Consider the following 25,871-nt stretch of genomic DNA (forward strand, 5'->3'; position numbering starts at 1 on the left):
AATTCTAATTTACTTGTAGACGTCTTCCTTGAGAACGCCAATATAAGGTAGGCCCCGATATTGGTCACTATAGTCCATACCATAGCCAACGACAAATAAATCATCAATTTCAAAGCCAATGTAATCGGCCTGAATAGCTACTTCGCGGCGGCTTTCCTTATTCAAGAGTGCCACAATCTTAATCGAAGCGGCATTACGGTTGGCTAATAGCTGCTTAAGGTAGGCTAGCGTCCGGCCGGTATCGACAATATCTTCAACAATAATCAAATCACGACCCTCGACAACTCGGTCCAGGTCCTTGATAATCTTAACGACTCCACTCGACTCTGTCGAAGCACCGTAACTAGATACAGCCATAAAATCAAGTTCTAGGTCCACTGACATTTGCCGAACTAGGTCAGACATAAAAATCACCGACCCCTTAAGAATACCTATCACCAGTGGCTTACGTCCTTGGTAATCTTGGCTAATCTCTTGGCCAAGCTTCTTAACACTCTGCGCAATCTCTGCTTCAGTCACTAGCACACGCTCAATATCTGGATTCATGTTATCTCCTTATTAGTACTCAACAAGTTATGCTATGTATTGTAGCAAGTCTACCATACGACTGCAAATATTTAATAGTCCATTTAGCTTGTTAAAGTTAATTTATTGTAATTGTTAAATTTGATTTTTCTGTGATTTCTTTATTATCAAAAAATAAGATTCTGCCATTTTGGTCAACAATCATCAATACCCGCTGGTTCCTAGCCAGTAAGGTTAACTGGTCCCTTTGGCCAGCTGGAACCTTGTGGTTGATTAAAAAACGACGCAACTTCTGCCGCTGCCCCTGGCTGAGCACCAAGTAGTCCCCCGCCTGCCGTGGCCTTAAACTGACCTGGTCTAAGTTAACCGGACGGCTGGGATCAACCGCTAGCAAGCATATCCGCAAGTTGTCAAAGAACAAATAGTCCTGGTTTAACGCAAGATTACTATAATGAGCCTGAGCCAGCGACCAGTCATCTTGAGCCGGTCTGATATAGGCCTGATCATACACCTTAATGACAACCAAATTCCCTGGTAAGGGATATTCTTGTTGGCCTTGATCTTTTTTCAACAAGCGGGCTAGGTCACACTTGGCCTGATAAGATAGCTGGGCCAATTGTGGAAAATCTATTTGAATCCGGTTAAAAACTGCTGTTAAAGCAACCACTATTTGATCAATGTCATAGGTCCTTAGCTCCGTCAAATCCAATTTATAGCCCTTTTGGTTACTAACCAGGGCACGATTACAGAACTGGTCCAAAGCCTGGTCAGCCCAAGATATATATGCTTGGGCCTGACCTGCTAACTGAACCAAATGTTGGCTAAAATTGGGATTTTCACCTGCTAATTCAGGCAAATACCGGTTACGTATACGGTTACGCAAATATACATCTGATTGGTTGCTATAATCTTCCCGATAAGGGATACCGGTCGACTTGGCAACCTGGTAGATAAAATCCTTTTCAACATTTAGCCAGGGTCTGACTAAAAGACAATCAGAGTCGGTTGCTAGCGGCCGACAAGCTGGCATACCTGTCAAACTAGAAAGGCGACCAGCCTTAAGTAAGCCCATCAATACTGTTTCGGCCTGGTCATCTTGGTGGTGGGCCAAAACAAGGTAATTACAAGCCTTTGACCGGGCCAGCTGGTCAAAACAAGCATAGCGAAATTGACGGGCTGCAGCCTCAGTGACTGGACCAAAATCACTAGGCCGTTGCCAAATCCGCACACTCAAGGGAAGATCATGGCGTTGGCAATAATCTACTACTAAGGCCTGATCCTGGTCACTATCCGCTCTGATACGGTGGTTAACGTGAACAACCTCTAATCCGTAACCAAATTGCTCACTTAGCGCTCGGAAGCAGGCCAATAATACCATGGAATCGACACCGCCCGAAACCCCTAGTAAAAAGCGTGGGTGTCCTGATAAATCAAGATGTTTACTTAGCCAAGCCTGGGTGTCTGCGACTAAAGTGCTGAGCATGGTTCACCTTCCTCTACATAAGAAAAGGTTGGGTGCTTAGTCCCAACCTGACGCATTAATTACGACGGCCACCTCGACCGCCACGCTTACCTTCTGTATTTCTTTTTAATGAGGTCAACCGGTCATCACTATCTTTGAGGAAGGCTGACATCATATCATCAAAAGTTTGGGTACCTTTCGGTTTGGTTGATCGCTTAAAGTCAGATGCTGGACGTTTGGGCCTATGGTATGCTTTCTTTTCCTTTTTCTCACTCGCTTGGTTAACTTGATCCGCGGAATTAGCCTGACGGATTGATAAGGCAATTTTACCATCTTCACCTAGATTGACTACCTTCACCTTAACCTGGTCACCCAAACTGAGATAGTCATTAACATCCTTAACAAAACCCGGTGCAATCTCTGAAATATGGACTAAACCATTTTTTCCAGACTCTAAGTCGACAAAGGCACCAAACTTCGTAATGCCTGTTACCTTACCAGTTACCACACTTCCAACTTCAATTGACATCTGTTTTTTGTTTCCTCTCAAATTATTCTTATGATTCTTTCTGATCTTGATAGACCCGGTTTAATATCTGGGCTTGCTTAGAGTCATTATCCTCAGGCAAGCTGAATATAATTTCATCGTCTTTACTTAAATAATAGCGGCTACGGGCTAGTTTAGCAACATAAGCATCATCTTTAAGCAGGTTGGCTTGGTTTTCCAAGACAGCAACTACTTCCTCTTCACTAGCTACTTGATCAGACAAGTGGCTAATCTCTTGCTCCATTTGCCTAATGCTCATTTGGCTGCGAATAAATTGGCTAAGAGACAGGAGGCTAAAGAGGAGCATAACTGAACAGGCTGTCATCATTATAAGCTTGCGTAATTTTGTCTGACGCTGCTTAAGCTTTTGCCTATACTGTTGCTGGGCCAAGGCAGCTTGTGAGCGTTCATCATCGATAGCAGCTAAATTATCCTGTTTTCCTCGTCCATCTTCAGACATAGGTCCACCCCTTTATCAAGTCTAGGACTTAGTATAACAATTTTTCTGAGACTTAACCATGCTTTATCACAACTATTTTGACTTTTCTGAAATAATTGTGAACATATCCTCAGCCTCATCCTTACGGGTAGTTTCCTTGATTTCGTTTATCTTAACGGTAACAATTTTTTGGCCATATTCAATTTCAATTTGATCCCCTGTGGCCACTTTGGTAGCTGATTTAGCTGGCCGGTCATTAACTTTTATCCGGCCACTATCAGCAACTTCTTTAGCAACAGAGCGTCGTTTAATTAACCGAGACACTTTTAAAAATTTATCTAAACGCATTATTTTCTCCTTTTAATAAACTTCTCATACAACCATTCTCCCTGGGGTAGGTATTGCCATTCGTTAGCACTAATTAAATCAACCCTTCTAAGGTAAACCCAGGTTAAAACTAGCCCCCAAACAACCATTACTAACAAGGCGATACCATCACCTAGCCGGTCTGGCCCCCAAAAATAGTCATATAATCCAACCATTGTCCTAATACTAGCAAACATAGTGACTAATAAGGGAGAAAGTCTAAGCAGTAAGCCTGACTTGGTTAGCTGGACCAAGATGCTCCGCTCTAGACAAACTAATAAAACAACTAGGACAGTAACCAGGGCTAATAGGCTAGCAATAGCCGCCCCCATTGTCGCCCAGGCTACTATTAAAATTTGGTTAGCTATATATTTAATAACTAAACCAGCCAAAAGGGCCAAACCTGAGTAGTACCACTTATTATCGGCCTGTAAAATATTATGGACCACTAAGCTCATAGAAGCTAGTAGGACCATAGCTAAATAAACGGTCAGCACATGGCTAGCCTGGCGTGAAGCAAAAAGCACTTGATTTAACAAAGGCAGGACGCTCATTAGGCCGGTTGTAACTAGACTAGCCACCAGGAGTGTCAAGCGGAAATACTGGTGACTGGCTTTCCTAAAGCCAGCCCGCTGCCTACGATTACGTAGCTGGGCCAGATAGGGCAGATAATTGGCTGACAAGGCTAGGCTAAAAACCATACCCAACTGAACCAAGGGTTGTCCCCGGTCATAAGCCCCCTTAATATCCTGAGCTATTGCTAAAGACATCCCTTTATCCTGCAAGAGATCAACCAGGGTAAAGGCATCAATCATTTGCAATAAAATCAGCAGGGCTGTAAACAAACAAGTCACCAGCCCTTCGCCAGCAAAAACCTGACTTAAATAGGTCCAGGAGAGTTGATAAGGTAGCCCAGTTAGCCGCCTATCGACTATAGTAAAGCGGCCACAGTAATAGTAGATAAAGCAGCCCCCTAAAAAGATAGCAGCAACCAAGGCAGCTAACCAGCCAGAAGTCATTAATTTAGCACCAAGCTGGTAAATATCTCCTCCTGGTTCTTGGCTAAACCACCAGGCAATTAACAAAATTACTGTTACTCTGACTAACTGCTCGAGCACTTGGGAAAGAGCAGTTGGCGCCATCATTTGCTGGCTTTGAAACCAGCCGCGCCCCATCAATAGCCAAGGCACTAACAGATAGATTAAAGCGCTCGATTGGATTGCAACATCCAGATATGGATCACCCATAATGACTGCTAGGGGGCCTGCTCCCCAAAAAAGTACCGAAAAAATGACTAAGCAAAGGATTAAAGCTAGAACCAGAAGCCGCTGGCTAGCTTTTTTTAGCTGCCAATCATCTTGTTGTAAGGCTAGCTGCTTGGCAACAAAATTAGGTAGGCCTGAAAGGGCCAGACTAGTCGCTAAACCATAAAAGGGGTAAACCTGTTGGTAGATATAGAAACCCTGATTACCCAACAAATTTTGTAAGGGAACCCGGTAGACAGCACTCAATATCTTTGCAATTAAGGCAGCTAGGGTTAGCCAGACCACCCCCCGGCTAAGACTATACTTACTGGTCTGCTTCATGACTAGCCGCCTCCTCCTGGCTTTGACTAGGATTAAAGCGATTAGCTAATTGAGCCAGACGATCGGTAAACTGCAACAGATAATCTAACCAAGATTCAATGGTCAATTTATCTATATTCAACATGACCAGCAAACGGCCCTTATCCACTTTGATTTGCATGCGCATGGGGATGTCCTGCATGGCCTCAAAGATAGCAGGTGTCAACTCCTTCTGGATTAAATCGGGATAAAAAGTCAGACTAATTTCCTTATTTTTCCGTTTAATACTGCTAATACCAATCTTGTCACTATCGGCCTTGAGACCTCCAACTTGCAAGAGGTATTGAACCTGGCTAGGCGGCTCACCAAAACGATCCAGCATCTCATCATCCAATTCCCAACGGTCATCGCTAGTTGTAAACTGGTTAACCCGCTTATACATTTCTACCTTTTGTCGCTCATCCCGAATATACGATGAAGGGATATAGGCATCAATCGCCAGGTCAATCTCAACCGGCTCTCTTTTGACAGCCGGTAAGATGCCCCGCTTGCGTTGGACTGCCTCGCGCAGCATTTGCGAATAAAGGTCAAAACCGATGGCATTCATAAAGCCATGCTGTTGCTTACCAAGTAGATTGCCCGCTCCTCTGATTGACAAGTCGCGCATAGCAATCTTAAAGCCAGAACCTAACTCCGTAAAGTCACGCAAGGCTTGCAAACGTTTTTCAGATATCTCGCTGAGCATCCGGTCTGGTTTGTACATAAAATAGGCGTAAGCAATCCGGTTAGACCGGCCCACCCGACCACGTAACTGGTAGAGAGTCGATAGGCCCATATGGTTAGCATTTTCGACAATAAGCGTATTGGCATTAGGGATATCCACCCCAGTCTCGATGATAGTTGTAGTTACCAATACATCATAAACCCCATCAATAAAGTCCAGCATGATATTTTCTAGTTGGATAGGCGTCATTTGTCCGTGGGCGATCCCCACCTCTGCATCAGGAACCAGGGCCTTAATTTCGCCTGCCTTTTCTTCAATTTGAGCCACATTATTAAAGAGGTAAAATACCTGTCCGTCCCGACTAATCTCGCGCTCAATACTATCCTTAACCACCCCGGCATTTTGCTCAATGACATAAGTTTGCACTGGATAGCGGTTGGCTGGTGGGGTTTCTATGACTGACAAGTCACGCACTCCTAGCATGGACATATTCAAGGTGCGTGGAATTGGTGTTGCCGTCAATGTCAACACATCCACCTTCTCTTTTAAGGCCTTGAGTCGTTCCTTATCCTTAACACCAAAACGTTGCTCCTCATCCACAACTAAAAGGCCCAGGTCAAGAAAGGCTACATCTTTAGACAAGAGACGGTGGGTGCCGACCACAATATCGACCTTGCCCTTGGCAAGGTCTTCAACGGTTTGATCCTGCTCTTTTTTACTGCGGAAACGACTTAATAGTTCGATTTTAAAAGGATAATCTTGAAAGCGCTCTGTTAAGCTTTCAAAGTGTTGTTGGGCCAAAATGGTCGTCGGCACCAGGAAGGCAGCTTGCTTGCCATCCATAACTGCTTTAAAAATGGCCCGCATAGCGACTTCAGTCTTACCAAAACCAACATCCCCGACTAAGAGTCGATCCATGGGCTTGCTTGCTTCCATATCAGCCTTAATTTCACTAATAGAACGTAACTGGTCATCAGTTTCCGTATAAGGGAAGGCTTGTTCAAAGTCAGCTTGCTCTGGGGTATCTGGGCTAAAGGCATAGCCTTGTTCAGCTTCCCGGCTGGCATAGAGTTCAATTAATTCATCGGCGATATCCTCAACCTTGCTGGAAACCTTTTGCTTGGTCTTGGCCCACTCTGTGCCGCCCATTTTGTTGAGCTTAGGGGTCTTACCTTCACTTGAAACATACTTTTGTACCTGGTCGATCTGGTCAATCGGCACATGGATAGCAGCACTATCAGCGAAAACAATGGTCATATAGTCACGATGAACGCCAGCCACCTCTATGGTTTCGATGCCGACAAATTGGCCAATCCCATGATTGACATGGACCACATAATCACCAGGCTCTAATTGCTGGTAGGACTGGATCCGTTCGGCATTCGAAATTTGCAATTGGCGCGGCCGTCTTTTTTTCTTCTTGACGGCAAAGATATCTGATTCAGCTAAAAATACTAACTTCTCATTAACAAACTCAATCCCAGCCGACAAGTCGCCAACTAGAAGGTTTACCTGGTTAGTAATAATATTATTGCCATCACTAGCATAGGCCTTCACATCAATTGCCGCTAAGAGGTCCTCTAAGTCACTAACCTTTTTACTATCAGGTAAATAAACACAGATGGTCCGTCCCGTTCTTAGCCAAGCCTCAATTTCAATTTTAAGCATATCCATTTGGTCATAGAACTGACTAACTGGCCGGGTTTGAAATTGGTGGAGATGGTCAAATTTAATCTGTCCCAGGCCCTGTTGCCATAAAGACATATAAATCTTGGCTTTTTTACACGCCCGTATTTGATCTAGAAAATTTGCATATAAAATTTGCTGGGGCAGAATTTGCCCCTCTCTGAGCTTAGCTTCAACCAGCTGGGCAGCCTGTTGGTCTAGCTTAGCAGCCTCTTCAACTAAACGCGGATAATCATCTAATATCAGGATTGCCTGGTCAATATAGTCCAAGAGATTGCCAGGCTGGTCATAAATATATTGGTGGTAGTAATTAGTCTGTGGTGTTGCCTCTCCCTGCTGCCAAGCCTGGACCTCAGCCTGGAAAAAGGCGGCTACTTGGTCCCTAAGTTCAGGATCTTTCATACCAGCAACCAAGTCCTTACCTTGATCTAATAAGGAGCTACTTGCTGCTTGGAGATCGGCTGGCTGATAGAGAAAGTCTTTTACCGGAATCAAGTCAACATGGTCTAGGTCCCGATTAGATTTTTGACTATTAGGATCAAAGTAAGATAAGCGCTCCACCTCATCGAAGGCCAATGACAAGCGGATAGGCTGGGGCTCATTTAGAGGATAAAAGTCAACAATATCGCCACGCGCACTCATTTCTCCTGGTTTCATGACAATCTCGGCCTGGTCATAACCCAGTTTGATTAGATCTTGTTTAAGCTGGTCCGGCGTCAATTCTTGGCCCAGGCTGATTGTCTGACAGAGCTCTTGCCAACGCTGGTAAGGGGTTAATAGTTTTTTAAGGCCTAGTACTGGCACTATGGTAATCCCTGGCTGTCCTGAAGCCAAGTTTTGTAGGACTTGCAAACGCTCACTAAGGGCTTCCGGACTAGCAATCGCTTGATCTGCCGCCACACTTTCCCCAACTTGAAAAACACGGATAGACTGGTCAGGTAAAAACAGACGCAAGTCATCCGCTAATACATCCGCTTGGTGGTTGTGGGCAACGACAATTATCAAGTGTTGGTCTGGATTATGTTGATAGATCAGCTGATCGAGATAGGCCTTGGCAGCTCCCTGAAGGCCCAGATAAAGAACCGCTTGTTTGTCTTGTAAATCAAGCGCCAAGTCTCGGCTCTTAGTCTCTTTTAAAAATAGGTCGCTAACGTGCATGACTCATCCTTCTCTTCTTAATTATACTGGTTCATCACATTTTCAAAACTTTGACCGCCCAGCCAAGCATCAACAGCTTGGCAAGATTGGCGCACACTGGCCAACATTTCGGTGTGGTCTTGGTCAGGAAAGGCGCCTAAGACATAAGATACTACGGTTTGGAAATCCCTTGGGCGACCTATACCTATTTTGATTCTTTTTATTTGGTCAGTAGCCAGATGATGAATAATATTTTTCATGCCGTTATGGCCACCTGCTGATCCTTTTTTACGTAAGCGAACTTGGCCAACGGGTAAATCTAAATCGTCATAGATAACCAGGAGATCATCAACAGATAACTTGTAATAGTTCATAAAATCTGCCACACATTCACCTGAAAGATTCATAAAGGTCTGAGGTTTGAGGAATATTACTTTTTCACCATTGACATGGGTCTCAAAAAAATGGCCCCGCATCTTATTTTGGTTAAAACGCTCATGATTTTGATAGGCCCACTCATCCAGGGTAATAAAGCCAATATTGTGTCGTGTTTTTTGATACTTATCCCCTGGATTACCCAGGCCGACAATAATTTTCATTTGTGATCTCCTTTTTTAAAAGCAAAAAAACCTGCACAGGCTCACCCGTACAGTTGCTTTATTTTATGCTATTATAGTTTAAATTTACCGCTAACTCAACCGATTGCCCTGGTTGACTGAATTCAAAGATTGGAGTATCACATGTTTGACAAAAATCAAGCCGACCAACTAGACCAACTCTTATCCCAAATTAAACAAGCTGACCCACAAACTAAAGCCAAAATCTTAGCAGCCCTAGAAAATAGCCAGCCAAGTCAGAACCAGCCCGCCGACCAAGTTCATCAACTCATATTAGATATCAGTAACCAGCAGGCAAGTATTAGTCAATTACTAACTTATCTACGGACCAACCTAGCCAGTGAGAACGACCGGACCCAAAGTGGCTTAGCCCTAGTTCAGGCCTTTAAAGACCTCCCCTTGCTCGACAGTCATCAAGAGCAAGTCCTTTTTGACCAGTTAGTAAAACTAAGCCAAGGACGCTTAGCGCATTCACAAATTGAACGGCCCATTTTTAATTGGGCCTACCATCGGTTAGCACAAATAAAAGAAGACCAGGATCTGTATCCTAGCCTTCTCAAATTTTTTATTGAAAATTTCCAAGACCCAATCTATTTAGAGGCCAAGTTTCAAGGGCTCTACCAACGCTATCTTAGAGCTCAACGCCAACAAGACGCTGACTTGCGGGTCAAAATTTTAACTGATATCGCACCTAGCCTGGTCGATCTCGCCAATCGCAAAGGAGAGACAGACCGCGCAGATTTTCTAAGTCACCAACTGGCCGCCTATCTCTAGGCTAGGAAACTATAGTACTTTTTCTAAGAAAGATTTAGTCCGCTCATGTTGGGGCTGGCTAAAAATTTGCTCAGGGTCTCCTTCCTCGACAATATAGCCACCATCCATAAAGATTACCCGATCAGCAACCTCTCGAGCAAATCCCATCTCATGAGTGACTACCACCATGGTCATGCCATCGTTAGCTAGCTGTTGCATAACAGCCAAAACATCGCCGACCATTTCTGGGTCTAGGGCTGAGGTTGGTTCATCAAAAAGCAGAATATCAGGGTTCATAGCTAGCGCACGCGCAATAGCCACCCGCTGTTTTTGGCCACCTGATAAGGAATTAGGGTAAACATCCGCTTTATCAGCCAAACCTACCCGATCTAAAAGAGATTTAGCGGTTTGTTCAGCAGTCGCTTTATCTTGCTTATTTAACTCCACCGGCGCTAGTGTTATATTTTCCAGCACTGTTAGATGTGGAAAGAGATTAAAATGTTGGAAAACCATGCCGACATTTTCCCGTGCTTTATTGATATCCACATTTTTATCAGTTAACTCATTCCCGTTAACAACTACTGAACCTGAATCAATCTCCTCTAACCGGTTAAGGCACCGAAGTAAGGTCGATTTGCCTGATCCAGATGGGCCAATAATACATAGCACCTCTCCCGGTTGCACTTGCAAGTCAATTTTCTTCAATACTTCATTATCGCCAAAACTTTTCTTTAGGTCTACTACTTCAATCGCTGCCATCATTATCATTCCTTTCAAAATAAAAAACGCCTCTCTGTTCTATTGAACAAAGAGACGTATAATCGCGGTACCACTCTAGTTAACTGGCTGGGCCAGTTCCCTCATATCGTTAACGCTCGTTGGCGGGAATAACTTCCATCTCATAAGTGCGGTTCATCTAACGCTATTTGATAGGCTTGCACCTAATCCTATCTCGCTTGAAAATATTGCTAGACTACTCTCTTAATCTAAGATATTAGTTTTATTCACTTTATCATAATCGTTTTTTTATAAAAATGCAAGCCTATTTTAAAGCTGGCTAAATACATTTTCGATGCTGTCTTCAAAGACCAACAGGCCCGGCCGGTCTAAAGATAAAGGCGACTTGTTAACCACGACCAAATGATCCCCTTGAAAATAGTTCAAAAAGCCGGCTGCTGGGTAAACCTGTAGAGATGTCCCGAGCACAACTAAAAGGTCAGCCTGGCTAATTGCGGCCACCGCCCCCTTAACTGTCTGTTCGGGTAAGTTTTCCTGGTAGAGTACAATATTCGGGCGAACAATACCACCATCACTCGGGCAACGGGGCACGCCCTCTTGGTCTTTTTCTAACTGGTCAAGTCGGTAGTGGCGACCGCAAGTTAAGCAGTAATTATCTAAAACTGTACCATGGAGCTCAAAAACATGATGTGACCCCGCTTGTTGGTGAAGCCCATCAATATTCTGAGTCACTACACTAATTTGTTTACCCTGGTCTTCTAAATCAGCAATAAAACGATGGCCCAGATTAGGCTGGGCCTCCGGATAAACAAGCTTGTCAAAATGATAGGTAAAATAGGCCTGAGGATAGCGGCTAAAAAAATCATGAGAAACGATTTCTTCAGGTCGGTAGCTCCCCCCCAACTGCTCCATAAATAAACCACCGGCCGAACGAAAGTCCGGAATACCAGAAGCTGTTGACATACCAGCGCCGGTAAAGAATACTATCTGATCAGCTTGATCAATATATTGGCTGAAACACTTAATCTTGTCCATGACTGCCCACTCCTTTTGGGCTTATCATAACATAAAGATATAGTTTTTTTGTCTTATCTCTCTAACTAGTATCTGACTTGTGCTATAATAAGCATGTATGAATAAATCCAGGAAGAAAGAGAGATTTCTATGTCTAAAAAACGCAAACAAAGAATTATTTTAATTGGCGATGGTGCAGTCGGTTCAAGTTTTGCTTTTGCTTCAGTTCTAACTGGTGTTGGCCGTGAACTCGGCATTATCGACCTTAATGGTGACCGGGTTGACGGTGATGTACTTGACTTAATCGATGCTGGTGCATATGCCGCTCCTAAACGTATTTTCCATGCTGATTATGCTGATTGTGGTTCAGCTGACATTGTTGTAATTACCGCGGGCGCAGCCCAAAAACCGGGTGAAACTAGATTGGACCTCGTGCATAAGAATACGCGTATCTTCAAGGGCATGATTGAACAAGTTGTTGCATCTGGCTTCCAGGGTATCTTCCTAATTGCCACTAATCCAGTCGATGTCTTATCATACTGGACTTGGAAATTCTCTGGCTTCCCACCTGAAAAAATTATCGGCTCAGGGACTGCCTTAGACTCAGCCCGTTTCCGTCAAGAAATTGCGCAAATCTTAGATATTGACTCTCGTAATGTTCACGGCTATATCCTTGGTGAACACGGAGATACTGAATTCCCGGTTTGGTCCCAAGCAAATGTTGGTGGTATGGATATTTACCAATGGGTGCGTCGCCACAAACATATTGACCAACAAGAGCTGGTTGAACGTTTCTACAAAGTCCGCGATAAGGCCTACGAAATCATTGACTTAAAAGGAGCAACCTACTACGGCGTTGCCGCGGCTCTAGCACGTATCTGCCGGGCCATTCTTAATGATGAAAATGCTGTGTTGCCAGTCTCTATCCTAATGGATGGTCATTTTGGTTTAGATGATGTCTTCATCTCAGCGCCAGCGGTTGTTGGTAGCGAAGGAGTTCGTGAAGTAGTTGAAATCAACCTCAACGACCAAGAATTACAAAAAATGCAATCGTCAGCCCAGGTGCTAAAAGAAACCATCCAAGCAGCGCGCGAGAAATTAGAAGAAGATGCTTAAATTAAAAAAGTCTGTCCTAAAAAGGACAGGCTTTTTATTTTGGCTTAAAAATAGCCCCATGTTTTTAATAAGAAAATCCAAGCGACTAGGGTAAACATAGACAAGACAGTGGTAAAGACAACAATTTGATTAGCCAGATCGCCATCCCCACCAGCTGCTTCCGCTTGAGCAAAGGAAGACACTGCTGTTGGACCCGCTGTGGCAATTAAAATAGCTACAATCGATGCACCACGAAAGCCGAGCACATAGCCCCCGATCAAGAATGCAATTGCCGGATTAATCACCAGCTTAGTAGCTACCGTTCCTATAAGTGGCCAGCCAGCTTCCTTGAGTTTAGAAAAATTGAAGGTGCCCCCCATAACTAGTAAGGCAAGGGGAGATACCATACGCGATAAATTATTCATTGCGGTCTCCATAAAAATCGGAAACTGGATATTTAAAATTTGAACCAAAATGCCCGCTAAGGTAAAGATGACCATGGGATTGGTTATAATATTCTTACCAATCTGTTTTAAAGATAGTTTAGCATCTGAGTAAATAGACAAGGCGACCACCGATAAAATGTTATTTAAGGGGACAATGGTTGCTAAAACTATCGATACCATCCCCATATTGTCTTCACCTAATAGAGAGATGCCTAAGGGGAGGCCAAATAAAATAGCATTCGACCGAATCGCACCTTGAACAATAACACCTCGCTTACGATTGTCTTTTTCCAATAATGGTACGATAATAGCTGACACAATAAAGATACCTACTGCATACAAAAGCACATAGATGAGCGTATCAGGATCAAAGTCTTCGGCAATATTAGTATTATAAACATTAGCGAATAAATTGATTGGTAAAAGAATACCGAAAAGGGCGCGATTAAATTGGCTAAAGGCCTCCTGGCTCACCAGCTTTGATCGCGAGAAAAATTGACCCAAGACCATGTATAGCACCATGGGCATGACCGCATTAAAACCAATTAAAAAATTAGTCACCAATAAGACTCCTTTCAAACATAAAAGGACGCCAGACTATAAGTCTACTGGCGCCCCAAGTATGGATTATCTTAATCTAAATCGAGTGATTGTTGTAATCCTTTAAATTTATCTTTAAAGAGAGGACTCACTGAACGATTTTCATAAATACGGATAATCGCTTCAGCAATTAGTTCTGCCACAGTAATTTGCTTAATTTTATCAATTCGTTTTTCATCTGCTAACTCGATAGAATCGGTTACCACCACTTCAGATAACACAGAGTCATCCAAACGGTCAATGGCTGGACCAGACAGGACTGGGTGTGTACAGCAAGCCACCACAGACTTAGCACCAGCATCAGCTAAAGCTTGAGCAGCTAGGGTAATGGTACCAGCTGTATCAATCATATCATCGATAATAATGGCATGCCGACCTTCGATATCACCGATAATATTCATAACTTCAGCTACGTTAGCTTTCGGACGGCGCTTATCGATAATGGCAATTGGTGCTTTCAGGAATTCTGCCAACTTACGAGCCCGGGTCACCCCACCATGGTCAGGGGAAACAACGACAATTTCTTCAGGATCTAATTTCTTGGTCTCTAAGAAATAGTTAGCCAGTAATGGCGCCCCCATTAAGTGGTCAACCGGGATATCAAAGAAGCCTTGGATTTGAGCCGCATGTAAATCAAGGGTTAACACACGGGATGCACCGGCCATTTCTAGCATGTTAGCAACCAATTTAGAAGTGATTGGTTCTCTCGGCTTAGCCTTACGGTCTTGGCGGGCATAACCAAAGTAAGGAATAACCACATTAATCGAATTGGCTGAAGCCCGACGACAGGCATCAATCATAATAAGCAATTCCAGTAGATTATCCGAAACAGGATAAGAAGTGGATTGGATGATATAAACATCGTCACCACGGATAGATTCTTCGATATTGATTTTAATCTCGCCGTCACTAAATTGTGTGACATCTAGCTGACCTAGCTCAACCCCAATAAAGTCAGCAATCTTTTGGGCCAAGGGCCGGTTCGAGTTTAAAGCAAACAGCTTGAAAGAAGCTTCATCGTTATGTTGTCCAGACATAATTTTTTAGTCCCCCTAATTTGAATCTTTCATATGTTACAACACCACTATCATATCAGCAATTGACAAAAAAAAGCATTACTTTTTAGAAATAGGCAATTTTTTTCGATAATTTTCTTTATTTTCTTGACGTTGCCGAGCAATACCCATAGCATCTTCCGGAATATCCTTAGAAATAGTAGAACCGGCAGCGATAAAGGCCCGGTCACCAACCTTAACAGGAGAAATAATCGTCACATCAGAACCAATAAAGACATCATCACCAACATAAGACTTATGCTTGTTGACCCCATCGTAGTTAGCAAAGATCACACCACAAGCAACATTAACATGTTTGCCAATCTCCGCATCACCAATATAAGTCAGGTGACCAGCCTTAGAGCCTTCACCAATAATCGCATTCTTGACCTCAACATAATTGCCGATATGGACCCCTGCTCTCAGATCAGCACCGGGACGGAGGTGGGCGTTAGGGCCAATGGTAACATCATCAGCTACCTTAGCAGATTCAATATCGGACGACGAAATCTCAACCCGATTACCAATCGTAGAATCCGTAATGATTGTTCGACTATCAATATGGCAATCTTCACCAATGATGGTCTTACCTCTCAGTTGGACATTAGGCTCAATCACTGTATCAGCACCAATCTCAACACCTGCTTCAATAAATACAGACGCTGGATCTACAATAGTTACCCCGTTACGCATGTGGAAGTCATTATTTCGGCGGTAGTAAACCTGGTTAGCCTCCGCTAAGGCTACCCGATCATTTACCCCCATCGCTTCTGCTAAATCAGGCATCTGATAGGCAGCTACTTTGTCTCCCTGGTCTTGCAAGATACCAATTACATCAGGCAGATAGTATTCACCCTGGGCATTGTCATTACCTACTTGACCTAGGGCTTGGAAAAGAGCCTGGTTGTCAAATACATAAGTAGCTGTGTTAACTTCCTGAACAGCTTGCTCTGCTTCATTGGCATCTTTTTGTTCAACCACTTTAAGAACCGATCCATCACTAGAGCGAATCACGCGTCCATAACCAAAAGGATTATCTGCATGGGCAGTCAGCAAAGTTGCCTTAGCGCCCTCTTTTTGGTGCAGATCGACTAAGTCTTTAAGGGTCTGGCTAGTAAACAATGGGGTATCACCACTGATTACCAACGTTGTGCCCTCCTTATCACCTAAAAGTTCCTCAGCCTGTAAGACCGCATGACCAGTCCCTAGTTGCTCAGCCTGCAAGCAATAAGCTGACCGGTCGCCTAAAGCTGCCTTAACCTGGTCAGCACCGTGGCCGACAATTGTAATGATTTCATCAAAACCAGCTGCTGAAACCGCAGCTAAGACATGGTCTACCATTGGCTTGCCAGCAACTGGGTGGAGGACCTTGTATAGTTTTGACTTCATCCGTGTCCCCTTACCAGCAGCTAGAATAATGGCATAGCTTTTTCCCATGGTTTTCACTCCCTAAAGTTATAAGATTTAATACTCCCTTTTATTCTAACAAAAGAGCAAACTAATATCATTGTTTTTTATGCGCTTGCCGCCGTCCCTTATTTTTTTGTTGACGGTGACGATTCTTTTTGCGTCCTTTAGTTTTGTTCTGATCAGTGGGCCTTAAGTGGGGCTGCTTTTTACGAGCCTTACTAGATTGGCCTAATTTTTTCCCTGGCCGCTCCCTAGAAGCGTCACTAGCTACAACAGACGAAGTGATATTATCTACCAACTGCCCACCCTGAACAAAACGCTGAACAAGCTTGATGTCGTCAGGTAAGATTTGCTTCAACTGTCGCAAACTACGTTCATTGACTAACGAAAGGACTGTGCCTGGCTGGCCCGCCCGGCCCGTGCGTCCAGCCCGGTGAACATATTGGGCCTGGTCTTGGGCAGGATCATATTGGATAACATATGGCAACTTAGGAAAATCTAAGCCCCGAGCCGCCAGATCAGTTGTTAGCAAGTAAGTTAACCGCCCCTGGCGGAATTGACTAATAGCCTGCTGACGCTGACGGTCTGACATATCTCCAGTTAGCAGGGCATGACTAATCTGATGGTGGTCTAAACGTTGGCTAACTAGCTGAGACTCAGCTAAGGTAGCCACAAATACCAAAGCTGACATATCTGTTAAATGAGCTAGGCGTCGCAGTAAATCAGAGCGTTTACGCACAGGGACTTCAATATAGGCATCCAAACGTTGATTGGCAAAGGCCGTGCCGAGACTAGCAAAATCAAAACTTTGATAGTTAGGGCGCAGACTAGTCATAAGCTCCTGGCTACTAGCCTGTTTGGTTGCTTGCACACCAATAAGTTGCGTCTGACCTGGAACCTTTTTTAAAAGCGACAAGGTGTCAGCTTGGTGTTCTTCATCACACAGAACATCAAATTCATCCAGAACTACAGCTTTTAAATCGTGCAACTTTATTTTCTTGCGGTTAATTAGTTCCAATAGACGCCCCAGGCTAGCAATAATTATCTCAGGCTTTTTCTTCAAGCGGTCAATTTGTCGCTGAATATTAGCACCGCCTAAAATACGTTGGCTAGTAATTTCCTGATTTACCTGCCAAGCCTGACAAGTATCAGCAATTTGGCTCACTAACTCTTTACTTGGAGCCACGATAAGGACCTGAGCTAGGTCACTCTTTTCAGTTTTTGCTAGTAGGGGTAAGAGATAGGCCAAAGTTTTTCCGGAGCCAGTTGGTGAGCTAGCTAAAATATCCTGACCCGCTGTAATCGCAGGATATAAGGCCTTTTGAACATCCGTAGCATCTGAGAAACCATTGGCTTGCCAAACGGATTGGAGGTTAGGGGGTAAATATTGCAAGTTATTTCCTCTTATCTAATAATTTTTTCTTCTTTTATCGTTATATATTGGTCAGCTACTGTATCCGTTACAGGATCTTGCGTCTTGCTATCTAAACGGTAGCCAGCTAGTGAGGGTTTTACTCGGTAGGGATCTTCGGCTAAAAAATCCTCAGCTACCGATTGGGTAGCTGGCGACTGGCCTAGACTATTTTGGTTTAAATCTGCTCGAGCCTGTAAAGTTTGGCTGGCTGTACGGTCAAAGTAATCATGAACTTGAGACGGTGACCAAGCCCCGGCCGCTTGGCTGGCCTGGTCAATTTGATCTTGTAAATGTTGGCTTAAGGCATGTTTAGCTGGCGTCAAGTCAACCACCACTAGCTCTGGCTGGTTATTGATTCTAACCGGGAAGGCTGAAGCGCCAATTCCTCTGGAAACCACTATCTGCTTTTGTGGTTGGCCAGGAATATGAAAGAGCCCAGCTGTATACTTAGGAAACTCACCTTGGCCAGGGGCAAATAGCCCGCCCAAACCAGGTAAACGAATTTGGCCACCATGTGCATGCCCAGTAAAAACGAGGTCCGGAGATTTGGCCATATCTTCGTGATAGCGTAAGAAGGCTTCGGGATGATGGGCCAATAACAATTTAGGCTGGCCAATTTGTTCAGGGCTAAGCTGGATGTAACGCAGGGCATCACCTTGTAAAAAGCGGCGGTTTGGCTTCTCTAACAAGCCCATAATAGTAATTGGGTCCCCAGCAAATTCTAAGCTTACAGCTTGATCATTGAGGAAGGTTACCCCTGCTGCTGATAAGACTGACTCCATCCGACGAGCAAGAGCAGAGCCTGCCTCATGATTACCATAAACCGCAAAAACTGGCGCCAAATCAACTAAAGCTTTAGCAAAATTAAAGAGTTCTTTTTCATCAAAAACTTGGTCTCCCTGGATAATATCACCAGTCATAAAAATTAAATCTGGCCGGGCCTGGGCTACTTGGTCAATAATTTCTTGGCTAGCAACCCGTTGCTTTGGAAAGTGTAAATCAGATAACTGGGCTATCCGCAAACCATCTAATCCACCCGTAAAGTGAGGGTTTTCTACAAAATAATGACTTGTTTTTATTTTAAAATTCTGTTGGTAGAGATAGGCTAGACCCGCCGCTAGAACTGCCCCCTTAAAGGCTAACTTTTTAAACTGCTTTGCCATATTAAACTCCTCCTTAAATTGTTATATTCCCCTCTATTCTACCATACCATGGCTTATATACGTGACTTAAGTCCCTTTCCCTAAACACGACAAGCCTTATGGTTTACTTTATATGCTATAATTAAAAGGTTATAAATTTAGAAAGGAGCTGGCTTATGGCCAACCAGTTAATCGAAAACAAATTAAAAATTCTTCCTACTGATCCTGGTTGTTACCTCCATAAGGATAAAAACGGTAATATTATCTACATAGGTAAAGCCAAAAACCTACGAAATCGGGTGCGGTCCTATTTTAAGGGTAGCCACACCGGCAAAACAGCCCAACTAGTCGCTGAAATTGCTGATTTTGATTTCATTGTGACCCAAACCGATAAGGAAAGTCTCATTCTTGAAATCAATTTGATTCAGAAATATCAGCCCTTCTACAATATCCGCTTAAAGCATGGGACCATGTATCCCTATCTAAAAATCACCAATGAAAAAGACCCCGAGCTGACAATCACTTCCGTAGTTGAAGAGGATGGTGGCCTTTACTTTGGCCCTTATCCAAATGTCTATGCTGCCACTGGTACCCGTGATCTACTGCAAAAAACCTACCCTCTCCGTAAGTGTAGTCGTAATGAAAAGCGGGCCTGCTTCTACTACCATTTAGGCCAGTGCATTGGCTGTTGTGACCACGAAGTTTCTCCAGCTGAATACCAGGCACAAATAAAAAAAATTACTCGTTTTCTAAACGGTGATGTCCAAACCATCAAGGCAGACCTCCAAAACAAAATGCAAGAGGCTTCTGATCAAATGGCTTACGAGCGTGCTGCTGAATATCGTAATCAAATTTCTTATATCGAACAGACAGTTGAACCCCAAAATGTGATGAGCAAGCACTACAATAATCGGGATGTTTTTGCCTACTATATGGACCATGGTTGGATCTCTATTCAAGTTTTCATGCTTAGACAATTCTCGATTATTAAAAGAGACTCAGCCCTCTTCCCCATCTACAATGATATTAGCGAAGAACTGATGTCCTATATCGTCCAATTTTACCAACAAAAAAACCACACCCTCCCTAAAGAAATCTTAGTGCCCAAAGGATTAGATAATGATATGCTTTCTGATGCGCTCGCTACTAAGGTTTCAACACCTATCCGAGGTGACAAACGGAAGATGCTCGATTTAGCAAGTAAAAATGCCCGTATCGCCCATGAAGAAAAATTCCGTTTATTAGAGATGAATGAGCGCAAAACCAAGGGGGCAGTTGAAGAACTCAGTCAAGCCTTAGACTTGCCTTACATCCGGCGCATCGAGTCTTTTGACCACTCCAATATCCAAGGAACCAACCCTGTTTCAGCTATGGTAGTTTATGAAGATGGTAAGCCGAATAAAAAACTTTACCGTAAGTTCCGTATTAAAACAGTGGAGGGCGCTAATGAATTTGCCACCACCCAGGAAGTCATCCGTCGCCGCTATAGCCGACTGCTTAAAGAGGGCCAATCTATGCCTGATTTAATTTTAATGGATGGTGGCGCCATTCAAATCCATGCGGCCCAAGAAGTCTTAATTGATGAACTCAACTTAGACATTCCTATCGCTGGTATGGTCAAAGATGACCGTCATAAAACAGCCAACCTACTTTACGGTGATCCGCTAACAGAAATTCGTTTAGACCCTAGTTCTCAGGCCTTCCATCTAATCCAGCGCGTGCAAGAAGAAGTGCACCGCTATGCCATTACCTTCCACCGCCAGGTAAGAAGCAAGAATTCTTTTGTCTCCCGCTTAGATCGCATCCCGGGTGTTGGTCCTAAAACTAGGACCAAATTGATGCGCCATTTTAAAACACTCAAGGCTATTCGGTCCGCCACAATTACCGATATCAGTGATTTAGGTATCCCCCATAAGGTGGCTGAGGCCATCCATCAGACTGCTTGGGAGGGACAAAAGGATAGTCCTTATCAAAACACAACAGAAAACCAATCCCAATAAAAAAAGCGAAAGTGAAGCATCACTTTCGCTTTTTTATTATAAATCCTCATAATCTTGACTAAAAGTGTCCCAGCCGCTAAGATCACCAGTTTGATAACCCTTCAGGAACCACTTTTGTCTTTGCTCAGCCGTACCATGGGTAAAAGAATCTGGCATTACTCGGCCATAAGCTTTTTCCTGGAGCACATCATCACCGATATGATAGGCGGCGTTTAGGCCTTCTTCGATATCCCCTGCTTCTAACCAACCGTCTTGTTCAGCAGAATGGGCCCAGACTCCGGCTAAATAATCCGCCTGTAATTCCATCCGTACCGTCATTTGGTTAGCCTGGGTTTGATTCATACGCGACTGTAGCTGGCGCACCTGATCAGTAACTCCCAATTGCTGTTGGACATGGTGACCTACCTCATGGGCAATCACATAAGCCATGGCAAAATCACCGCCGCCACCATATTTATTAACTAGATCATTATAAAAATCTAAGTCAATATAGACTGTTTGGTCAGCTGGGCAATAGAAAGGGCCTACCTGGGCATTGGCATAACCACAGCCGGAGTTAACCGCGTCACTAAAAACTACTAATTCTGGCTCTTGATAGGTCCGACCGTTGGCTGAAAAAATACGTTGCCAAACTTGTTCAGTATCGTAGAGTATAACACTCACAAAATCATACAGCTCATCTTCTTGGCTAGACTGACTAGGTCGCGTAGCCGGTAATTGGACCTGACTCTGGTTGGGTGCTTGTTGCCCACTAGTAGGACTTTGGCTAGTCCCTGAATTGGTTATTTGTCCTAGTAAACTACCGCCACCAAAGAGGAAAAATATTACCAGCATAATCAAAATTGAACCTAGAGAAAATCCCCCGCGCTTAACACGTCGATTACGTGAGGTCCCTGGTACTGGAACAGGGATGCGCATCCTTCTCTGGTTAGCTGTGCCACGGTAGCCATTACCAAAAGGATTAGACCCCCTTAAGTCCTTGACATTACGGCTACGCTGTCTATCTTGCCATCTCATATTATTGACCTCCTGTATTATGCTTATGGTTAGTGTTGGTCACTTTCCTCGCTAAAGGCTGCTTCTATTTCTTCATCAGTCATAAAATCAGACGGACCCAGTAACCGATCATTTTCACTGGCTTCAACTGACAGTAAGAAATCTTTTTCATTCTTTACATGACCAAAATCTGTTTTGCCAGGCAGGTTATAGCCCCCCATTTCGTATGGTTTTTTCTCCACCGATTCAGCTTCTGATCTAACTTCTGCTTCAACTTCTTCAAGTTTTTCATCATCATTAGGGATAACTGAGAAGTCATCCGCAACTGATTGCTCATCTACTTGACCAGGTTCAGCTGACGAATTATTTAGCTCTGGCTGATTTAAAAATTCTTCCGCTTGGTCAGTTTGCCGTTGGTCACCACTAGATGCGGCTAAGGGCGCATCTATGCCAGACTCAATATCTAGGCCCAGATGGTCAACCGCTGCATCCGTTTGGTCAGCTGCTGTTAACTTAATAGTATCTGCTTCTAAGCCATAGCTTTCACTGTAGACAACCTGGTCCTGATTGAAATCTAAATCTGAATCAAGGTCAACAACAATATCATCCGCTGCACTAATTTGTTCATCTGCTAGCTGGTCAGTTTTAGTTGTCGCTGCGGTAAAGACAGCTGCTGCACCACCTACTAAAGCATCTTCTCCTAAATCACTAGCCATGCGATCAGCTGCACGGGATAACTGCGCATCTACCGCAACAGAGTCGGCACTAAAACTAGGGCGATTTTCATCATGGTAGTGATAGTTAGGGTCATTAGAAACTGGGCTTGGACTTGGGAAGCCTGGATAATCGCTATGTAATTCAGGGAGATTAGTATCAACTAAATCACGATAAAAAACGGCAAAGGCTGTTTCATATAAGAGCGATAGACGTAAGCTTACAGCCCAAAATAGGAGGTAAATTACCAGGCTGGTCAAGACAGCTAAGAGTGGACTTAAGAACAACCAAGCCAAGCTAACCAATAAGAAGCCAAAGCCTAGGGCCAAGACAGCTAGTAAGCCATAAACAATTTGTAGGCTAAATAATCTTAATCGATTACCCTTCATCAGAAAATGAGAAGCAGAAAAAATCTTAGCAACACCTAATTCCTGATTATCATAAGCTAAATAGGTTACTAAAGCATAATTATACAAATAAGCTAGGGCAATTACTGTCCAAACTAAAGCAATCACTGCCATCAAAGCAACTTGCCACAGGTTGGTTTGCAAAATCACTTGACTAGTCTGCATATAGGATTGCAGTTGGCTAGGATCTAGGTCTAGTCTACCTGACGTAAACAATAAAGCGGCAATAAATAATATAATTAGGTAAGGAATGGCCAAAATAAAGCGAATAATTTGCAATAAAAGGCTAATTAAGAGCGAGCGCACTGGCCTTTTTTTCAAAGCAGAAAATAAAACTTCCATTTGATAGAGGCCACTATCAACCATATTTAGATAAGCCCAACGATAGCCGTACTGATTAATTAAAAAGAAAACTACCGCAACCAGGATACTCACTAAAGCCAAGCCAAAGGTGACTAGCAGGTTACTATTGTCAGTTGCCCATACAACTCCGGTTTGCGTAACACCGGCAAAAATACCTGAAATAATTGCTAGAACAAAGATAATCCCAACTATCGTCCAACCATTTCCTTTTAGAATCTCTTTAGCCTCTCTCCTAACTGCAGAGAGCGGGCGTTTATTATGTGTGCGCATTATATTCCTCCTCATACGATTTTAACTATAAATAGCCCTCTTCACGGGTCAGACTTAGGCAAATATTAGCTGCCAAACTACGCTCATTAGCCAACTGACTATTTTTAAAATGGTAGTCAATATTCTGCCGACTCGTACCAACAGCTTTAGCAATTGGACTGGCATAACCCTTAGGTAAGATATCTTGCCAATGATAACGTGATTTTTGGAAACAAGCCAATAAATCAAGTGCTTGGGCTGGTTTGAGTTGACTCAAATCAGCTTTACTATAATGACTAAGTTCTGAATCAGTGTTTATATGGGCTTGAATGATTTGTATTTCTTGTAAAAGACCACTGAAATCTAGGCTAGCCACATCGACTTGGCAATCCGACAAATAAAGCGGTGATTGCCACTCTAACATCTGACTTATAAAGTAACCTGCTGCTGATATACTAGATTTTAACTGGCGCCAGTTAGCTAGCTGTACATTAACTAGTAAATCTTCCTGGTAGCCACCATCATAAAGTAAACTTTGATCAGGAAATGATTTACTGGCATTTAAGGCTGCTTGAGCCCTTTCAAGGGTGGGGCCAGTAAATTTTTCTTGGTCTGGATTAAATTCAAGCAAACCATAGGCTAAGCCGCCTTTAACCGGCAAAGGATGCAAGGCTTGACTGGCTAGACGATAAGCTAGAAAAGCTGCCCCTGAGTGCCGAAAGATAAACCGCCAACGTAAGTGTTCACTATCTACTGGCTGCCCATAACTGAGTAAACTAGGAGCAAAACATCGGTCTATTAATGTGATTACAGCCTGCAGGAGCCTGCGATCGTACTTTAACGTGGTCGGTCGATAAGGCGAAGCCAACTCAAGAACAGATAATTGGTAACCCATAATCAACCTCCTTTCAGCTACTAGCGGATGGTTAAATGAAAATTCGGATTGGTCTGAGCCGCTTCTTCCAAGACATGACGCACTGCTTGGTAGTCAGCTGATGTTTCCTTTTCAATAATTGTTAGATAACAATCTTTCCCAAGGCTAGTAAAATAATCATACATCGCATCCAGATTTTTGCCATAGTAGCTAGGAACTGGAAAAAAATTTGCAATTGTTTCTTGAGCTTCTGCTCGATCTAGTAATAAATTTGATGATATTTGAAACATATTAGTCCCCCTCATACAGCAAATCAAAGCTATCATAATGGTCAGGAGTATAGTAAATATCGCCATCTTTGGAATAAACTAATCGCTCACTATTACGACTCCCACCAGTATAATTAACATCAGCTTCCCGATATTCATTTTCAGGTAACTTAGCTTCGAAATTTCCAAAATGATCCCCACCGATTGCGCCATGGTCGGTCACCTCCCATAAGTTGCCCAACTCTGGTCGCCAACCGAGGTCTTGAGCTTCTTGCTTAGTCAGGTAATTGGGTGGCAATTCATCATATTGGTCTAAATAGGCAGCCACCTCATCCTTACTTAAATAGGCTTGATTATAGTTAACCTGATTCTCCGTTTGAGAAGTAGTCGTTTGTTCGCTTGTCTTACTGGGTCTTTCTTGACTAGTCTGCCCATCAATTGGATTGGGCTGACCCAAACTACTAACATAATCAAAAAATCCTGAGGACATACCTAGCCAAACTAAACCAGTTAGCAGTAGGGTTGAAATAATATTGGTGATTGTTTTTCTATTCATACTTCTCTCCTTATCACCTTTATTATAACTAATTAACCCCCCAAGTGTCATTGATATAGACATAAAACCCGATAAGTTTTAGCTTATCGGGTTTTAAACTATTCGATTTGCTCTCCTACTGCTTGAGCTGAGGGACCTTGCCCTTGTAAAATTTGATAAGAAACGCCAGGATCACCACCTAGCTGCTCTGCAGCTTGGCGAGATTGGTCAATTTCTTGATCACTATATTGGTCTAAACTACCCTCCGGTAAAGCTAGCCTTTCTTCAATAATTTGCCGATCAGTTAGCTCTTGGTCTTCTACTATCTCAGCTGCCTCAACAGTTTCACCTAAATCAGCGGCTTCTTGCTTTTCTGTCATTTGATTTTCTTCAGGATCAACATTAGTCTCCTCTTTGACTGAATCAGCTACCACTTCAAGTTCGCTTGAAAATTTGGAACTAGGAGATGAGATGCCAGAAGACTCTACTGGCTGATATTGGTATAGGCTGTGGGTGTAAGCTGCCTGCCCATTAGCTGTGGCATGTCCTTGGCTTACAGCCTGGCTCTGTTTCTTCTTGTCCGTCTTTTTGCTAGCTTGAGCACTAATCTTTGTTGTTGTCTGATTATCCGCAGCTTTTTGATCAGCTTTATCCACTGGCTGATGGCTACAAGCAAGAAGCAGGACACTAGTTAAAATGACTGGTAAAATACGTTTTTCAATAATCATA

Annotated in this window: 24 protein-coding genes and 1 other annotated feature; of the genes, 3 read left to right on the plus strand and 21 right to left on the minus strand. The window is 43.4% G+C overall.

The genetic code is table 11. The features are described 5' to 3' along the window. Positions 1–9: 9 nt before the first annotated feature. The 8 genes from hpt to pth form a co-directional block, all read right to left on the minus strand. Complete coding sequence (gene hpt / locus AWM75_RS03710) at positions 10–546, minus strand: hypoxanthine phosphoribosyltransferase (RefSeq protein ID WP_067978369.1); 537 nt, start codon at positions 544–546, stop codon at positions 10–12. A gap of 97 nt (positions 547–643) precedes the next feature. Next, positions 644–2,008: a tRNA lysidine(34) synthetase TilS gene (gene tilS / locus AWM75_RS03715; RefSeq protein ID WP_067978371.1), complete on the minus strand. Its 1,365-nt coding sequence runs from the start codon at positions 2,006–2,008 to the stop codon at positions 644–646. A 55-nt stretch (positions 2,009–2,063) separates the two neighbouring features. Then, positions 2,064–2,516, minus strand: coding sequence for a S1 domain-containing RNA-binding protein (locus tag AWM75_RS03720; protein ID WP_067978373.1), 453 nt, complete (start codon positions 2,514–2,516; stop codon positions 2,064–2,066). Positions 2,517–2,544: 28 nt separating this feature from the next. Next, positions 2,545–2,994: an FtsB family cell division protein gene (locus tag AWM75_RS03725; RefSeq protein WP_067978375.1), complete on the minus strand. Its 450-nt coding sequence runs from the start codon at positions 2,992–2,994 to the stop codon at positions 2,545–2,547. A gap of 72 nt (positions 2,995–3,066) precedes the next feature. Continuing rightward, a complete protein-coding gene (locus AWM75_RS03730; RefSeq protein ID WP_067978378.1) occupies positions 3,067–3,321 on the minus strand; it encodes an RNA-binding S4 domain-containing protein in 255 nt (84 codons plus the stop codon). Further along, complete coding sequence (locus tag AWM75_RS03735; RefSeq protein WP_067978380.1) at positions 3,321–4,925, minus strand: polysaccharide biosynthesis protein; 1,605 nt, start codon at positions 4,923–4,925, stop codon at positions 3,321–3,323. Before AWM75_RS03735 ends, AWM75_RS03730 begins: the two co-directional genes overlap by 1 nt. Then, entirely contained in the window at positions 4,909–8,472 is a 3,564-nt protein-coding gene (gene mfd / locus AWM75_RS03740) for a transcription-repair coupling factor (protein WP_067978383.1), read from the minus strand. Before mfd ends, AWM75_RS03735 begins: the two co-directional genes overlap by 17 nt. 17 nt (positions 8,473–8,489) lie before the next feature. After that, on the minus strand, positions 8,490–9,050 hold the full coding sequence (pth, locus tag AWM75_RS03745; RefSeq protein ID WP_067978388.1) for an aminoacyl-tRNA hydrolase: 561 nt from the start codon (positions 9,048–9,050) through the stop codon (positions 8,490–8,492). A gap of 141 nt (positions 9,051–9,191) precedes the next feature. Here pth and AWM75_RS03750 point away from each other — a divergent pair, with 141 nt between their 5' ends. After that, positions 9,192–9,842, plus strand: coding sequence for a hypothetical protein (locus AWM75_RS03750; protein WP_067978392.1), 651 nt, complete (start codon positions 9,192–9,194; stop codon positions 9,840–9,842). Between the two features lie 9 nt (positions 9,843–9,851). Here AWM75_RS03750 and AWM75_RS03755 read toward each other — a convergent pair whose 3' ends face one another. Both AWM75_RS03755 and AWM75_RS03760 read right to left on the minus strand, forming a co-directional pair. Beyond that, entirely contained in the window at positions 9,852–10,580 is a 729-nt protein-coding gene (locus AWM75_RS03755; protein ID WP_067978394.1) for an amino acid ABC transporter ATP-binding protein, read from the minus strand. 47 nt (positions 10,581–10,627) lie between these two features. Next, positions 10,628–10,819 (minus strand) — a binding site (T-box leader). Between the two features lie 49 nt (positions 10,820–10,868). Continuing rightward, positions 10,869–11,594 carry an NAD-dependent protein deacylase gene (locus AWM75_RS03760; protein WP_067978398.1) on the minus strand — a complete coding sequence of 242 codons (726 nt, stop codon included), beginning with the start codon at positions 11,592–11,594 and terminating at the stop codon, positions 10,869–10,871. A gap of 129 nt (positions 11,595–11,723) precedes the next feature. Between AWM75_RS03760 and AWM75_RS03765 the strand changes: the two genes are divergently transcribed. Next, positions 11,724–12,689, plus strand: a complete 966-nt coding sequence (locus tag AWM75_RS03765) for an L-lactate dehydrogenase (RefSeq protein WP_067978401.1) — start codon at positions 11,724–11,726, stop codon at positions 12,687–12,689. Positions 12,690–12,733: 44 nt separating this feature from the next. On the opposite strand, the gene AWM75_RS03770 is transcribed toward AWM75_RS03765, so the two are convergent. From AWM75_RS03770 to AWM75_RS03790, 5 genes are all read right to left on the minus strand, one after another. Further along, positions 12,734–13,675, minus strand: a complete 942-nt coding sequence (locus AWM75_RS03770) for an AEC family transporter (protein ID WP_074572519.1) — start codon at positions 13,673–13,675, stop codon at positions 12,734–12,736. Positions 13,676–13,746: 71 nt separating this feature from the next. After that, positions 13,747–14,751 (minus strand): ribose-phosphate diphosphokinase, encoded by a 1,005-nt coding sequence (locus AWM75_RS03775; RefSeq protein ID WP_067978407.1) that lies wholly within the window; start codon positions 14,749–14,751, stop codon positions 13,747–13,749. A 78-nt stretch (positions 14,752–14,829) separates the two neighbouring features. Further along, entirely contained in the window at positions 14,830–16,206 is a 1,377-nt protein-coding gene (gene glmU, locus AWM75_RS03780) for a bifunctional UDP-N-acetylglucosamine diphosphorylase/glucosamine-1-phosphate N-acetyltransferase GlmU (RefSeq protein WP_067978410.1), read from the minus strand. A gap of 67 nt (positions 16,207–16,273) precedes the next feature. Beyond that, a complete protein-coding gene (locus AWM75_RS03785) occupies positions 16,274–17,572 on the minus strand; it encodes a DEAD/DEAH box helicase (protein WP_067978413.1) in 1,299 nt (432 codons plus the stop codon). An 11-nt stretch (positions 17,573–17,583) separates the two neighbouring features. Then, on the minus strand, positions 17,584–18,756 hold the full coding sequence (locus AWM75_RS03790; protein ID WP_067978417.1) for a metallophosphoesterase: 1,173 nt from the start codon (positions 18,754–18,756) through the stop codon (positions 17,584–17,586). Positions 18,757–18,911: 155 nt separating this feature from the next. On the opposite strand from AWM75_RS03790, the gene uvrC reads away from it, so the two are divergent. Continuing rightward, positions 18,912–20,735 (plus strand): excinuclease ABC subunit UvrC, encoded by a 1,824-nt coding sequence (gene uvrC, locus AWM75_RS03795; RefSeq protein ID WP_067978420.1) that lies wholly within the window; start codon positions 18,912–18,914, stop codon positions 20,733–20,735. A 36-nt stretch (positions 20,736–20,771) separates the two neighbouring features. Here uvrC and ypfJ read toward each other — a convergent pair whose 3' ends face one another. The 6 genes from ypfJ to AWM75_RS03825 form a co-directional block, all read right to left on the minus strand. After that, positions 20,772–21,752, minus strand: a complete 981-nt coding sequence (ypfJ, locus tag AWM75_RS03800; protein WP_067978424.1) for a KPN_02809 family neutral zinc metallopeptidase — start codon at positions 21,750–21,752, stop codon at positions 20,772–20,774. A 29-nt stretch (positions 21,753–21,781) separates the two neighbouring features. Beyond that, positions 21,782–23,485: a DUF975 family protein gene (locus AWM75_RS03805; RefSeq protein WP_067978427.1), complete on the minus strand. Its 1,704-nt coding sequence runs from the start codon at positions 23,483–23,485 to the stop codon at positions 21,782–21,784. 25 nt (positions 23,486–23,510) lie between these two features. After that, entirely contained in the window at positions 23,511–24,359 is an 849-nt protein-coding gene (locus tag AWM75_RS03810; protein ID WP_067978429.1) for a hypothetical protein, read from the minus strand. Between the two features lie 20 nt (positions 24,360–24,379). Further along, the gene (locus tag AWM75_RS03815) at positions 24,380–24,628 is read right to left on the minus strand and encodes a barstar family protein (RefSeq protein ID WP_067978432.1); all 249 of its coding nucleotides are present in this window, start codon (positions 24,626–24,628) and stop codon (positions 24,380–24,382) included. Between the two features lies 1 nt (position 24,629). Continuing rightward, positions 24,630–25,163 carry a ribonuclease domain-containing protein gene (locus AWM75_RS03820; protein WP_067978433.1) on the minus strand — a complete coding sequence of 178 codons (534 nt, stop codon included), beginning with the start codon at positions 25,161–25,163 and terminating at the stop codon, positions 24,630–24,632. A 98-nt stretch (positions 25,164–25,261) separates the two neighbouring features. After that, complete coding sequence (locus tag AWM75_RS03825; protein WP_067978436.1) at positions 25,262–25,870, minus strand: hypothetical protein; 609 nt, start codon at positions 25,868–25,870, stop codon at positions 25,262–25,264. Position 25,871: the final 1 nt, after the last annotated feature.

Source organism: Aerococcus urinaehominis, assembly GCF_001543245.1.
Classification (GTDB): Bacteria; Bacillota; Bacilli; order Lactobacillales; family Aerococcaceae; genus Aerococcus; species Aerococcus urinaehominis.